This is a genomic window from Tellurirhabdus rosea, assembly GCF_026278345.1.
In the GTDB taxonomy this organism is placed as follows: Bacteria; Bacteroidota; Bacteroidia; order Cytophagales; family Spirosomataceae; genus Tellurirhabdus; species Tellurirhabdus rosea.
Window position 1 is genome coordinate 5129482 of sequence record NZ_CP111085.1, and the last position, 13344, is coordinate 5142825.

Genomic DNA, 13344 nt, shown 5'->3' on the forward strand with positions numbered 1-13344 from the left:
TTAAGGTAAAAAAGTCCAAAGCAAAAAGCAAGTCAGCTTATTTTGGGGCAGGCCGTTTCGGAAGCAATGCGCGCCCGTCGCGGTTTGGGCATTTTTTTGGAAGTAATATGCAGCGAAGGAGACACCCGGCTGTTGGCTTTCTCGGCCCGAATGTCCATCTGCACCAGTTCATCGAGCGGCCGGTAGGCGGGCGGCGGGGGCAGTTCGGGTTTGATCGGAAACACGTGTTCGCCCGGAAATTCGAGCTTGTCGAAGTCGTAATCGTACAGATAAATGTTGATGTAGCCGTCCTTGCTGTATTTGGCGCTGATGGAGTTGGTCAGCACCAGCGATCCGGCCTGCCGCCTGTCTTCCCGGGTATTCAGCGAATCATTGAAATAATCCTTGAAAAGCCGGTAGCGGTTGTAGTGGTAGATCTGGTTGGTCGAATCGAGATCGATGGCCAGATTCAGGTAGTAATGAGACGCTTTGCCGTCGGCATTGCTGGCGTACAGCACGCCCATGTTGTTGATGGCCGTCCGGTCGAGGTGACCCTGATAGCTCTGGATGGCGTTGCCGAAATCCTTGATGTTTTTGTAAACGTTGCCCCGGTTGTTGTAATACTGCTTGCGCGACGAGTCGAGGCTGGCGGCCCGCTCAAAATCCTTTAACGAGCGGTAATAATACTGCCGCGAATTGTTGAAATCCTTGGCCCGTTCGAGCTTCAGTGCGAGGTACGAGCGGACAATGCCCCGGTTGTTGTACAGAAACGACTTGTGGTGACCGTGCGTAATAAGACTGTCGTAGATAGCCTGTGCCCGTTCGATGCGGTCGCGTTCCACCAGCACCGCGCCGAGTCCGTTCAGGGCGTTGATGTTGCGGGGGTTGTACTTCAGCGCCCAGACGAACATGGGGTACGCCTCGTCCATGTTGCCCGTTTTCAGGTACAGATTGCCTTTGTTGGTCAGCAGGTGGTCGTTGTTGGGCGCCAGATGGACGGCCTGGTCCATGTAGCGGATGGCCTGCAGAAAATTATCGTTTTTCCGGTACACTTCGCTGACCCCCGCGTGGGCTGCCGCGTTGCGTTTATCCAGCTGAATGACCTGGAAAAAGTCTTTCATGGCGGGCTGGTTCCGGCCCATCGCCAGCCGGGCCAGGCCCCGGTTCAGGAAACAGTCGGCCAGCGTCGGGTCCTTCGGATTGAACAGGTCTCCGGCCAGCTCAAACTCTTCCATGCTTTCCTCGTACTTGCCCTGCCGGTAGGCCACCACGCCCATTCCCAGATGCGCCGACTTGTTTTCCGGCTGTAACCGCAGGACCGTCTCGTAGGACTCCCGGGCGTTTTTGTAATCCCGCTGGCTGGTGAACGCGTGCCCCAGTCCCAGATGCGCCGCCGACGACTGGGGTTCCAGTAGCACCGCATGCCGGAACGCCTGCACGGCCCGGGCGTACTGTTTCAGTCCGTAGCGGGCGTTTCCCAGCCCGTAACAGGCCGAAAAGTGGTAAACCCGGTCGCGGGCAAGGAGGTAGTTTTCAAACAGTTCGGCCGCCTCCTCGTACTGTTTCAGCCCGAGCATGACGTTGCCGATCCGGATGGGCAGAAAGCGGCTCATCGACGGGTCGCCTTGCAACGAACGGAAGACGGCCAGCGCCTCGCGGTGTTTGCCCTGTTTCAGAAAAATATCGCCTTTCAGAAGGCGGTACACGGGTTCGGTGCCCCGCTGCCGGAGGGCTTCTTCAATGGCCCGCTGCGCTTCCGGAAGCCGGTCGAGCTGGTAATAGGCGAGGGCCCGGTTGTAAATCAGCTGACCGGCCTGCGCTTTTCCGGCCGAAGAATTTTCGAGCATCGTCAGGCCCGAAGGCACATCGCCCTGCATGCAGCGGTAAATACCCCGGTTGGCTTCGGCGAAGTGAAAACCGCTGACCGACTGGAGCAACTGGTCGGCCTCGGCAAAGCGCTGCATTTTGCCGAGCACTAACGCTTTGTTGTAAACGACCGTATCGACCGGCCGGGCGGCGGAGGCCCGTTGCAGAAGTTGAAAGGCTGCCGGATGGTTGTGCTTGGCGGAAAGGCGAATAGCCGTGTTGTTCAGACGCGGAATCGAATCAGCGGACGATTCCGCGGACTGGACTCGGGTCGGTGGGTGGAAAGCCGGAAACAGCAGCAACGCGATAACAGCAAATAGCAACCTCGGCATTCGTTGACTGAGTTAGTGGAGGCAAAGTGAAGGTAATAGTTTTGCCGAAAACAGGCAAATACCAGACAAAAGGTTATATGCAAAAATTGGGCTAAAATTGGTTGAAAGGCGTTATTTCGATTGAATTTTACTTAGTATGCGGGCTTTTACAAGACAGGCGAAAGGGTCGGAAAGGCCGTTTGCGGCTACCGTTCAGGTCGTAAGCTGCCCGTAGCGGATAGCCGTTGCGTAAACCGATGAATCGGTTAGGGGCTGCGTAAAATCGTTGCCCGTGCCCCACGGTTTAAGCCGTGGGGCACGGATGTGCATAACCGCAATGGGTTGAGCGCGGAATGGGAGGGCGGTCTCATCGGCAACGGTTCAAACCATCGCCCACGATTCAAACCACAACCCACCAATAAAACCATAGCCCACGGTTTAAACCGTGGGCTACGAATGACGGCCGGCTGTTGTCCAAACCGTTTAAACGGTTTCAGCGCAAGGGCTTATTGCAGCAGTTCACGGCCTTTGGCCAGCGCCCGGTCCAGCCCGGCGGGGTCCGAACCGCCCGCCGTGGCGAAGAACGGCTGTCCGCCGCCGCCGCCGCGGATTTCCTTCGCCAGTTCCTTGACGACATTGCCCGCGTGCAGGTTTTTGGCTTTTACCAGCTCGTCGGCAAACATCACGGCCAGCTGCGGTTTGCCGCCGATCTCGGCACCCAGCACCAGCGCCAGATTCCCGACTTTTGCTTTCAGGTCGTAGGCCAGTTGCTTGAGCGCGTCGGCCGAGGGGACGGTTACCCGCTCGACGAGGACATGATACCCCGGTTCGGCGCCCCCATTTGTGGTTTCCACCCGCGACAGCAACTGCTCCTTGATCTGCTGAACTTTCTCCGCCTCCAGCGCTTCGATTTTCTTCAGCAGCTGGTTCTTTTCTTCCATAAGGCTCTGCACGGCTTTCACCACGTCTTTCGGTGCCTTGAGGAGTTCTTTCAACTGCGAAACGGTGCCTTCATACTCGTTGAGCAGGTCCAGTGCCTTTCCGGCCGTGACGGCTTCCACGCGGCGGACGCCCGTCGATACCGACCCTTCCGACGTCAGTTTAAGCAGACCGATCTGGCCCGTAGACGGTACGTGCGTCCCGCCGCAAAGTTCGACGGAGTAGCTCGGGTCGAAGGTGATGACCCGGACAAAGTCGCCGTATTTTTCCCCGAACAGGGCCATCGCACCCAGGTTTTTGGCTTCTTCGATGGGCACGTTGCGCTTTTCGTCCAGCGGAATGTTTTCCCGGATTTTGGCATTCACAATCTGCTCGATCTGCGCCAGTTCTTCGTCCGTCACTTTCGAGAAGTGCGAGAAGTCGAAACGCAGCACATCCGGGCTGACCAGCGAACCTTTCTGGGCCACGTGCGTGCCGAGCACCTCGCGCAGGGCGGCGTGCAGCAGGTGGGTGGCTGAGTGGTTGTTTTCGGTGGCCTCCCGGCGTTCGGTGTCGATGCGGGCCACCACCGAATCCGCCGTTTGCAGCGCTTCGTCTATGTCTTTGTCATTCGAAATATGGATGATGAGGTCGTTTTCCTTCTTCGTATCCGCAATCCGAATAACAATCAATTGTTCATTATTCCTTGTTAATTCCAGCGTTCCCGTGTCGCCCACCTGACCGCCGGACTCCGCGTAGAACGGGGTTTTGTCCAGCACAATCTGGTACTGCGTGCCCTGCTTGTTCTGCACCTTGCGGTACTTCACGACGCGGGCGTCGGCCTCCACTTCGTCGTAGCCCACAAATTCGATCCGGTCGGCGTCGGTCAGTTCCATCCAGTCGCCCGTGGACGACGAAGCGTCTTTGCGCGAACGGGTTTTCTGCGTCTGAAGCGCCTGCCGATAGCCTTCCTCATCAAGCTGAAAGCCTTTTTCGCGGGCAATCAGGGCCGTGAGGTCTACGGGGAAGCCGAAGGTGTCGTTGAGTTCGAAAACCGTTTCGCCATCGATGACCTTCTCGCCCCGCTCGGCCAGTTCCGCCGTGAGCCGGTCCAGCAGTTTCAGGCCGTTTTCGAGCGTCCGCAGGAAGGAGGCCTCTTCTTCCCGAATCACCGTCGCCACAAAGTCGCGCTGGGCGTTCAGTTCGGGGAAAACGTCGGCAAATTGCATCGCCAGCGTCGGCACGAGCTTGGTCATGAACGGGTCCGTAAAGCCCAGGTACGAATACCCGTAGCGGACGGCCCGGCGCAGAATCCGGCGAATGACGTAGCCCGCCTTGGCGTTGGACGGCATCAGCCCGTCGGCAATGGCGAAGGACACGGCCCGGATGTGGTCGGCGATGACGCGCATGGCGATATCGCCCTTGTCCATGCTGCCAGTGTATTTTCGGCCCGACAATTCTTCAATGACGCCAATGGTGCCGGTGAAAACGTCGGTGTCGTAGTTCGATTGTTTGCCCTGAATCGCCATGCAGAGGCGTTCGAAGCCCATGCCGGTATCGACGTGTCTGGCGGGCAGTTCTTCCAGCGAGCCGTCGGCTTTCCGGTTAAACTGCATAAAGACGTTGTTCCAGATTTCGACGACCTGCGGGTGGTCGGCGTTCACGAGTTCCTTACCCGGTTTGAGGGCCACTTCGTCCGGCGAGCGCAGGTCGATGTGGATTTCGGAGCAGGGACCGCAGGGACCCGTTTCGCCCATTTCCCAGAAATTATCTTTTTTGTTGCCGAGAATAATGCGGCTGTCGTCACCGATGATGCCTTTCCAGATGTCCCAGGCTTCCTGGTCGAAGGGCACGTTGTCCCGCTCGTCGCCCTTAAACACCGACACATAAATCCGGTCTTTCGGCAGCTTGTAGACTCCCGTCAGCAGTTCCCACGACCATTCGAGCGCTTCTTTCTTGAAATAATCGCCGAAGGACCAGTTGCCGAGCATTTCGAACATGGTGTGGTGGTACGTGTCGAAGCCGACGTCTTCCAGGTCGTTGTGCTTGCCCGACACGCGCAGGCATTTCTGCGTATCGGCCACGCGCCGGGAGGGCGGGGTGCCGTTGCCGAGGAAAAAATCCTTGAACTGCGCCATGCCCGAGTTGTTGAACATCAGCGTAGGGTCGTTTTTGGCAACCAGCGGCGCGGACGGCACAATCAGGTGGCCCTTGCTGCGGAAAAACTCTAAAAAGTGGCGGCGAATTTCGGAAGAGGTCATAAAACAGTCGTAAGTCAACAAGTCGTAAGCGGTCCGCGGCAACGGTCGCAGGTTTCCGTCACCGGAAAATCGGGCAATGGCAAGTCCCGGCCACTTACGACTCAGGACTTCCGACCGCGGCGGCGGACCGCTTACGACTTAATTTCCCGCAAATTTACGTTATTTTCGCTGTCCTTTGTTTATTCATTCATTCACAATTCGCTCATTCGCTCATTGAATCGGTATGGAGGAGCTAACCAAACGGTATTACGGCATTCGGGAAGTGGCCGATATGTTCGGCGTGAACATCTCGAAGCTGCGTTTTTACGAAAAAGAATTTCCGATGCTCAGTCCCCGCAAAAACCGTTCGGGCGACCGGATTTACACCAAAGAAGACATTGCGCTGGTCCGAAACATCTTCGAACTGGTTGAGGAAAAAGGGTTTACGCTGGAAGGAGCCCGTCAGCACCTGAAAGGCCGTTCGTCCCGCCAGAGCGAAGCGCGGCGGATCATGGAACGGATGAAGGAAATCCGGAAATTTCTGGTGGACGCCCGCGACAGCCTGGAGGCCGGTCCGGGTTCGCCGACCCCGGACGAGGCGGCTTAATGACCGTAGAGCCGTTCCTGAACCAGCTCATTGTACCGCTCCGTCGCCCGGTGTTCGGAATTGTGTGACCCAATCTGGAGCGTCAGACCGGGCAGCAGAAACAGGAGGCTGATCGGCTGCGCCAGAAATCCGGACGAAACCGATTTCTGGGTGTAGCCGTACGCGGTGGTGGTGTACTCCACCTTCGGGATGAACGAGATGCAGATTCCGATGGCCGTCAGGGCAAGGCCCGTCATCTGTTTTCGTTTGGTCGCCCGCAGATGCCCGTTCACCTCCGGATCATCCAGCGATCGCATCTGCTGAATCCGTTCGGCCCGCGTCATCGTTTGTTGCAGGTCTTCCATATTCACCAGTGGAAAGTTTCGTGAAAAATGGCCCGGGGAAAGGGCCGTGCTCGACGGCGCCGTCGGGACCGGCGTGATGAAGGTTTCGGCCTGTTCAGCCCGCTTTTGGGCATACGAGGCCGCTGAACTGAGAATTGCCCCGTTCAGAAGCGTTAAAAAAAGAAGGAAGCGCATGTTACGGTAAAGTACTGAGGGCAAAGGTACGCCGAATTTTCAGACACATCCCGGCCGGACTTCCAGTAACCGCAACTTCTTATTATTCGTATCAGGGCTTGGTCAGAAATTCGATATTGTCCTTCCCGATATCTTCCGTATCCTCCACCCGGCGGAAGGCCCGTTCCATCTTCGCCCGGTCGAATTCCCGCTCGTTGTTGGCCAGCCAGATCGTCGCGACGCCGTTGCCGATGAAGTTGGTGATGCTTCGCGCCTCGGACATAAACCGGTCCACGCCCAGCAGCAGCGCCAGCCCTTCCACCGGAATCAGGGGCACGCCGTTGTGCTGCACGGCCTGTAAGGTGCTGGCCAGCACGATAAAACCGCTGCCGGTCACGCCCGCCGCGCCTTTGGACGTAACCATCAGCACGCCGATGATCGTCAGCAGTTCACTCCAGCCCAGTTCGACCCCAAAAACCTGCGCCAGAAAAATGGTCGCCATCGACAGGTAGATCGTCGTACCGTCCAGATTGAACGAATAACCCGCCGGGACCACCAGCCCGACCACGGATTTGGAGCAGCCCATGCGTTCGAGTTTTTCCATCAGCGAGGGGAGACCCGCTTCGGAAGACGAGGTGCCGAGCACAATCAGCAGTTCTTCGCGGATGTAACGGAGGTACTTCCACAGACTGACGCGGTATTGCCGCAGAATCAGAAAAAGCACCACAAACACGAAAATCCCCATGGTCGTGTACACGGTCAGCATCAGTTTCGCCAGCGGCACCAGCGTTTTGAGACCGTATTTTCCGATGGTAAAGGCCATACCGCCGAAGGCCCCCACGGGCGCAAACAGCATCACGAAGTGCAGCCCCTTGAAGACCCATTTCGAGGCGAACGAAAGCCAGCCGATGATGCGGTCCTTGCCCGAATACCGCCCGAGCACAATGCCGAAGACAATGGCGAACAGCAGCACCTGAATCGTCACGTTGTCGGCCAGAAACCGCCACCAGCTAAACTCCGAGGCTCCTTTTGTGTATTTGGTCACGTCGCCGGTCGCCTGGCTCGTTACGCCGTCGCCGGGCCGGATGAGGTTGGCGACCACCAGACCGATCAGCAGGGCCAGCGTCGTGACCACTTCAAAGTACAGCAGGGCTTTGCCGCCCACGCGCCCGACTTTTTTGAGGTCGCTCATGCCGACGATGCCCAGCGAAATGGTCAGGAAAATAATCGGCTCGATAAACAGCTTGACCACCGAAATAAAGCCTTTGCCCAGAAACTCCATTTTGACGGCCGTTTCCGGAGCCAGATGGCCCAGCAGGGCACCGGCCGTGATGGCGGTGAGAACCCAGAACGTGAGATTGGTGAAGATTTTCTTCATAAAATAAGGGTAAAAACAAGGTTACGGGGAACAGATTTTCGGGCCGGGGCGCTGCTCACCGTTACGAACTAACCCAATTCCGGATAAACGCATAAGCCGCCGCCGAAAGCAGCATCGGTGCCCGCCGGACGGCATCGTCATACCGCATGCCGTCCGGGGTGATGGCGGTTGCCGCCACCAGACCAAGCTGGCTGACCTCGGCTTCGGACAAGGCCAGCCGTCCGCAGAACGCCGCAACCGGCACCTGTTGCTGCCGGGCCAGCGCCGTCAGGCCGCCGATCAGTTTGCCGGACAGGGTTTGCGAATCGATTTTGCCTTCACCCGTTAAAATCAAATCCGCGTCGCGTACTTTTTGTTCAAGCTGCAGGTACTGCGAAACGATGGCGACTCCGCTTTGCAGTTCCGCCTTCAGAAAAACGCGGGCCCCGAAACCCGTACCGCCCGCCGCGCCGCTGCCCGGTTCCTGAGCCAGATCTTGCCCGGAATGGGCCGCCACCACGTCCGCCAGTTGCCTGAGGCCGTGGTCCAGACGTTCCACCATCCCGGCATCGGCTCCTTTCTGCGGACCGTAGACCGGCGCTGCCCCGTTCGGACCGTACAGCGGATTATCGACATCGCAGGCCACAAGAATCCGGACGGTCCGGAGGCGCGGGTCCACGTTTTTATCGGACACCGACGCGATGCGTTCCAGACTGCCGCCCACGGGTTCCACGGCGTTCCCGGCTTCGTCCCGAAATTCCCAGCCCAGCGCCGCGGCGAGGCCGGTTCCGCCGTCGTTGGTGGCGCTTCCGCCGATGCAAAGGACAATGGTCCGGACGTTCCGGTCAAGGACTGCCCGGAGCAGTTCGCCCGTTCCGAAAGTGCTGGTCCGCAGCGGATTCCGCTCGAAGGTGCTGAGCCGGTGCAGTCCGGAGGCTTCGGCCATTTCGACAAAGGCCGTGCTGCCGTCGCCCGAAAGACCATACCGCGCCTCGACGGACCGCGAGAGCGGGTCGGCCACCGTCGCGGTGAAAAACTGCCCGTTGGTGGCCTGCGTGAGCAGTTCGGCCGTGCCTTCGCCGCCATCGGCCAGCGGCTGGACCGTGACGGCCAGCGTCGGGTCGTGGAGCAGCAGGCCCGCGGCAATGGCCTCAGCGGCCTGAGCCGCCGACAGCGTACCTTTGAATTTGTCAGGAGCGACGAGGATGCGCAAGGGGGAAGGGTTTAGGGTTTAAAGTTGAAGGTTTAAGGTATAAGGTTGAACGTTTAACGATGAACGGGGTGGGGCACGGGATGAGGCGGAGCGCGTTCAACCTTAAACCTTCAACCTTACACGTTCTTCTTCAGTACGATAAATTCCAGATTCTGTTTGGGCAGGCCGAAGCGGGGGTCGTTCATGGGGAAGGGCTCGGTTTCGCCGGTGGCCCGGAAGCCGCGCCGTTCGTAATAGGCGATCAGTTCGTGCCGGACCGAAATGACGGTCATCTGGATAGCCCGGCAACCCTGCGCGCGGGCGTGTTCTTCGGCGGCGCTCAACAGCTGTTTGCCGATTCCGCCCGCCTGCCGTTCGGGGTCCACGGTCAGCATGCCGAGGTACAAGTCCTCCTCTTTTTTTTCGAGGTAAACGCAGCCGATCAGGTCGTCCGCCTGGAGGTAGCAGAGAATGGTTGCGGTCGGCTTTTGCAGCATGGCGCGCATGCCCTCTTCGGTCGTCCGGATGCCGCCGAGCAGGTCGGCCTCGGTTGTCCAGCCCTTCCGCGAGCTATCGCCCCGGTAGGCAGAATTGACCAGCATCGTGAGTTGCGGAATATCGGTTTCGGTGGCAGGTCTAATCAAGGCAATGGAAGGTTAAGGTTTGGGCTTTAAGGTTTATAGTTTATGGTTTAGAGTTTATAGTTGGCCTGGCGACGCTAACCCTAAACTTTAAACCCTAAAGCAACAGATAAATCACCCAAATGCAGGCAAACGTAATTAATCCCATCCACAACGACAACAGGCTGTAGGTGCGGAACATGGTCGGGGTGTCGATCCGGCCGAAGCGGGCCACCACCCAGAAATAGGCGTCGTTGGCGTGGGAGAGGGTCATCGAACCGGCTCCCATAGCGGCCAGCGCCAGCAGTTTCTCCCACTCGCTTTCCAGCCCCAGCGTCGGCAGCAGCGGCTGGAGGATGGTGGCCGCCGACAGCACCGCCACCGTCGACGAACCCTGCGCCGTTTTGAACAGCACCGTCAGCCCAAACGGAATCAGCAGCCCCAGCCCGGCCTGCTGAACGACACTCTTCAGGCTGTTTTCGAGGCCCAGATTCCGGATGATCTCGCCAAAAGCACCCCCGGCTCCGACAATCACCAGCACCGGCCCGGCTTTCACGATGGCTTCTTCCAGTAATTCGTTGAAAAGCGTTTTGCTCAGCGAGGAAAATAGGAAAAGCGCCAGCACAATGCCGACACCGAGCGCCGCTACCGGGTCACCGATGAAATTCAGCAGGCTGAGCAGAACGTCCGGATAAAGCGCCGGCGACAGGGAAACGATGGATTTGAGCGCGATCAGGCCGATGGGCACCAGAATGGCCGCCAGCGCCCCGGCGGCGGAAGGCAGCGGTCCGGTGGTTTCGTCCGGTTTGAAGTCGTCGAAGGCATGAACGGGCACCTCCGGCGGATAGCGGCGGGACGCGTACCGGGCCCAGAGAAAACTGACGACCGTGCCCGGCACCGCCAGCGCCGTGCCCAGTAGAATCATCCGCCCCGTGTCCACGCCGACCACGCCCAGCGCTGCCGTAATGCCCGGATGCGGCGGCACCAGACAGTGCACGGCATACAGCCCGCCCGCCAGACAAAGCACCAGTTGCAGATGAATCGACCGGCCCGGAAAGCGGTCGGCCAGTTGCCGCGCCAGCGTCAGCACCAGTCCGCTGAGGACGATAAATCCCGAGTCGCAGAAGATGGGCAGCCCCACCAGAAAGGCCATCAGCAGCACGGCCAGCGGCGCCCGTTCCGACCCGAGCCGGCGCAGAATGGCGTTGGCCAGGCTGTGAGTGGCGCGGCTGTGGTCGAGCAGACTGCCGAGGATGGTGCCCAGAATGACCAGCAGACCGATTTTTTCGAGCGTATGTCCGAAGCCCGCCCGCAGGTGTTTCAGCACCTCGCCCGACGGCATACCGGCCAGCAATCCCACCAGCATGGCCAGCCCGACCAGCACGGCGAAGGTGTGGATTTTGAAGCGCGAACTGAGCAGAATGATGGCAACAATGCTGAAAGTCAGCAGCAGGGCAGGAGACATGGCAGGGGGCGCGGCCGGAACGCCGACGGTTGGAATCGGTGGTTAAGGTTAGTATATCAAATGAAAGGGGGGCGGATTTCTACTCAGTTTAAAGGGGTTTGGGATGGTGGGGTGTTGATCTTGGGAAAGAGGCGCGGAGTATCACTCCGCGTTACGGAGATAGCTGACCATCAGTTCGCCCGCCCGGTCCGACGCGCCGGGGCCGCCGACGCGGTCCCGCAGTTCAGCGTAGTCGGTCAGCATGGCGGCGCGGCGCGAACCACCGGGCAGGATTTGCCGCAGTTCGTCCGCCAGCCGTTCGGGCGTCAGGTCGTTCTGAATCAGTTCGGTCACGGCGGGCTTGTCGGCGATGAGATTGACCAGCGAAATGTACGGAACGGCAATCAGTCGCCGGGCAATTTCGTAGGAAATCCGGCCGGTCCGGTAGCAGACTACCTGCGGCACGTCCAGCAGCGCCGTTTCCAGCGTGGCCGTTCCCGACGTGACCAGCGCGGCCTCGGCCACCGACAGCAGGTTGTAGGCGTCGTCGTTCACCACCGTGATGCCCGGGTAGGCGGCCAGATGCTTCTGGTAAAGCATTTCCGGCAGGTTGCTGACCCCGGCCACCACGAACTGGTAGTCCGGAAACGCCTTCGTCGCGGCCAGCATCGTCGGCAGCACGCCTTCCACTTCCTGTTTGCGGCTGCCCGGCAGCAGGGCCACCACCGGCTTTGTAAAGCGCCCGGCAAAGGTGGCGTCGGGTTGAAAAGCCGCAATGGCGTCCATCAGCGGGTTGCCGACATAGTCCACGCGGTAGTCGTATTGCCGGAAAAAATCGACTTCGAAGGTCAGAATGACAAACAGCCGGTCAACGGTGGCCTTGATTTTCAGGGCGCGTTTCTGGTTCCAGGCCCAGACTTTGGGCGAGATGTAATAGAACACCCGGATGCCGTGTTTTTTGGCAAAACGGGCCATGCGGAGGTTGAAACCGGCATAATCGATCAGAATCAGCACATCCGGGCGATTGGCGAGCAGGTCGCGTTCGCAGTCGCGGAAATTCCGGCGGATGGCGCCCAGGTTCTGCACCACTTCCCAAAAGCCCATAAAGGCCATTTCCCGGTAATGCCGCACGAGAACCGCCCCGGCCACCTCCATCTGTTCGCCGCCCCAGGCGCGGAATGTTGCCGCCGGGTCGTGCCGCCGGATAGCCTGGATCAGATTCCCGCCGTGCAGGTCGCCGGACCGCTCTCCGGCAATGAGGTAGTACTTCATGCCGCAAAAGTAAAGAGGAGTTATGAATTAAGAATTATGAGTTAAGAGTTGTGAGCGGTTCGCCGCCGTGGGTGGCTCCGCCTGTTCACCATCCCGAATCAGCAGCGCCAACTCATAATTCTTAACTCTTAATTCATAATTCTCCTGCGCCGTTCTTCCCAAAACTACCGTCATGTGATTGGGGCTTTTCGGGAAAGTTTGTAACATCGAAAAAATTATTGTTACACGCTAACCTTCTAATTTCCAAATGAAACGCTTTTTACTATCCTCTCTCTTCGTAATAGCCGCCCTGGCCGTTCAGGCGCAAACGGTGGATGAAATCCTGGATAAATACTTTGCCCAGACGGGCGGAAAAGACAAGTGGATGGCGCTGAAAAGCATCAAAATGTCCGGGAAAGCCAAGGCGCAGGGCATGGACCTGCCCATCGTGGTGCTTCAGGAGGCGCCCAACAAAATGAAGCTCACCATCAATTTTCAGGGAAAGGAAATCGTGCAGCCCGCCTTCGACGGACAGACCGCCTGGGTGACCAACATGATGACCATGAAGCCCGAAAAGATGGAAACCGAAGACAGTGAGCTGATGAAGGCCGACACGGAGGTTCAGGACCCTTTTCTGAACTATAAGGACAAAGGCTACAAGGCCGAGCTTCAGGGCAAGGAAACCATCGAAGGCACCGAGTGCTACAAGGTCAAACTGACCAAAAAACCCGTAAAGGTGGACGGCAAAGAAGAGGAGAATATCAGCTACTACTTCTTCAGCGTGGCCGACAATGTGCCGATCATGGTGCGTTCGTTCGGGAAAAAAGGTCCGCAGAAAGGCCAGCCCGTCGAGACGTACATGAGCGATTATCAGGAAGTGAACGGCATGTTCTTCCCCTTTACTACCGCTCAGAAAGTGAACGGGCAGCAGGCTTTTTCGATGACCGCCGATAAAATCGAAATCAACACCGACATCGACGACAAGGAGTTCCGGATGCCGGAAGGCGAATAACCGCCCCAACCAGGCCGGTGCCCCGGTGCCGGCCTTTTTCTTTCTCCACA

The 13344-nt window shown here is 58.5% G+C and carries 10 protein-coding genes; 2 read left to right on the forward strand and 8 right to left on the reverse strand.

Annotated elements, in window-relative coordinates:
• Window positions 1–32 precede the first annotated feature (32 nt).
• Window positions 33–2177 (reverse strand): tetratricopeptide repeat protein, encoded by a 2145-nt coding sequence (locus ORG26_RS21665; RefSeq protein WP_266365568.1) that lies wholly within the window; start codon window positions 2175–2177, stop codon window positions 33–35.
• Window positions 2178–2662: 485 nt separating this feature from the next.
• Window positions 2663–5335, reverse strand: coding sequence for an alanine--tRNA ligase (alaS, locus tag ORG26_RS21670; protein WP_266365570.1), 2673 nt, complete (start codon window positions 5333–5335; stop codon window positions 2663–2665).
• 223 nt (window positions 5336–5558) lie between these two features.
• Between alaS and ORG26_RS21675 the strand changes: the two genes are divergently transcribed.
• Complete coding sequence (locus ORG26_RS21675) at window positions 5559–5921, forward strand: MerR family transcriptional regulator (RefSeq protein WP_266365572.1); 363 nt, start codon at window positions 5559–5561, stop codon at window positions 5919–5921.
• Here ORG26_RS21675 and ORG26_RS21680 read toward each other — a convergent pair.
• From ORG26_RS21680 to lpxB, 6 genes are all read right to left on the reverse strand, one after another.
• Window positions 5918–6439 carry a hypothetical protein gene (locus ORG26_RS21680; RefSeq protein WP_266365574.1) on the reverse strand — a complete coding sequence of 174 codons (522 nt, stop codon included), beginning with the start codon at window positions 6437–6439 and terminating at the stop codon, window positions 5918–5920. The two genes, ORG26_RS21675 and ORG26_RS21680, sit on opposite strands and share 4 nt — an antisense overlap.
• Before the next feature lie 91 nt (window positions 6440–6530).
• On the reverse strand, window positions 6531–7796 hold the full coding sequence (locus ORG26_RS21685; protein ID WP_266365576.1) for a cation:dicarboxylate symporter family transporter: 1266 nt from the start codon (window positions 7794–7796) through the stop codon (window positions 6531–6533).
• A gap of 61 nt (window positions 7797–7857) precedes the next feature.
• Window positions 7858–8988 carry a glycerate kinase gene (locus ORG26_RS21690; protein WP_266365578.1) on the reverse strand — a complete coding sequence of 377 codons (1131 nt, stop codon included), beginning with the start codon at window positions 8986–8988 and terminating at the stop codon, window positions 7858–7860.
• A gap of 116 nt (window positions 8989–9104) precedes the next feature.
• The gene (locus tag ORG26_RS21695; RefSeq protein ID WP_407704833.1) at window positions 9105–9569 is read right to left on the reverse strand and encodes a GNAT family N-acetyltransferase; all 465 of its coding nucleotides are present in this window, start codon (window positions 9567–9569) and stop codon (window positions 9105–9107) included.
• A gap of 136 nt (window positions 9570–9705) precedes the next feature.
• Entirely contained in the window at window positions 9706–11052 is a 1347-nt protein-coding gene (locus tag ORG26_RS21700; RefSeq protein ID WP_266365580.1) for a GntP family permease, read from the reverse strand.
• Window positions 11053–11193: 141 nt separating this feature from the next.
• Window positions 11194–12303 (reverse strand): lipid-A-disaccharide synthase, encoded by a 1110-nt coding sequence (gene lpxB, locus ORG26_RS21705; protein WP_266365582.1) that lies wholly within the window; start codon window positions 12301–12303, stop codon window positions 11194–11196.
• Window positions 12304–12550: 247 nt separating this feature from the next.
• On the opposite strand from lpxB, the gene ORG26_RS21710 reads away from it, so the two are divergent.
• Window positions 12551–13294: a LolA-like protein gene (locus ORG26_RS21710; protein WP_266365584.1), complete on the forward strand. Its 744-nt coding sequence runs from the start codon at window positions 12551–12553 to the stop codon at window positions 13292–13294.
• Window positions 13295–13344: the final 50 nt, after the last annotated feature.

Excerpts from the sequence above, each read along its gene's own strand:
- ORG26_RS21665 (WP_266365568.1), bottom strand. The coding sequence starts at position 2,177 with ATGCCGAGGTTGCTATTTGCTGTTATCGCGTTGCTGCTGTTTCCGGCT.
- alaS (WP_266365570.1), bottom strand. The coding sequence starts at position 5,335 with ATGACCTCTTCCGAAATTCGCCGCCACTTTTTAGAGTTTTTCCGCAGC.
- ORG26_RS21675 (WP_266365572.1), top strand. The coding sequence starts at position 5,559 with ATGGAGGAGCTAACCAAACGGTATTACGGCATTCGGGAAGTGGCCGAT.
- ORG26_RS21680 (WP_266365574.1), bottom strand. The coding sequence starts at position 6,439 with ATGCGCTTCCTTCTTTTTTTAACGCTTCTGAACGGGGCAATTCTCAGT.
- ORG26_RS21685 (WP_266365576.1), bottom strand. The coding sequence starts at position 7,796 with ATGAAGAAAATCTTCACCAATCTCACGTTCTGGGTTCTCACCGCCATC.
- ORG26_RS21695 (WP_407704833.1), bottom strand. The coding sequence starts at position 9,569 with ATGCTGGTCAATTCTGCCTACCGGGGCGATAGCTCGCGGAAGGGCTGG.
- ORG26_RS21700 (WP_266365580.1), bottom strand. The coding sequence starts at position 11,052 with ATGTCTCCTGCCCTGCTGCTGACTTTCAGCATTGTTGCCATCATTCTG.
- lpxB (WP_266365582.1), bottom strand. The coding sequence starts at position 12,303 with ATGAAGTACTACCTCATTGCCGGAGAGCGGTCCGGCGACCTGCACGGC.
- ORG26_RS21710 (WP_266365584.1), top strand. The coding sequence starts at position 12,551 with ATGAAACGCTTTTTACTATCCTCTCTCTTCGTAATAGCCGCCCTGGCC.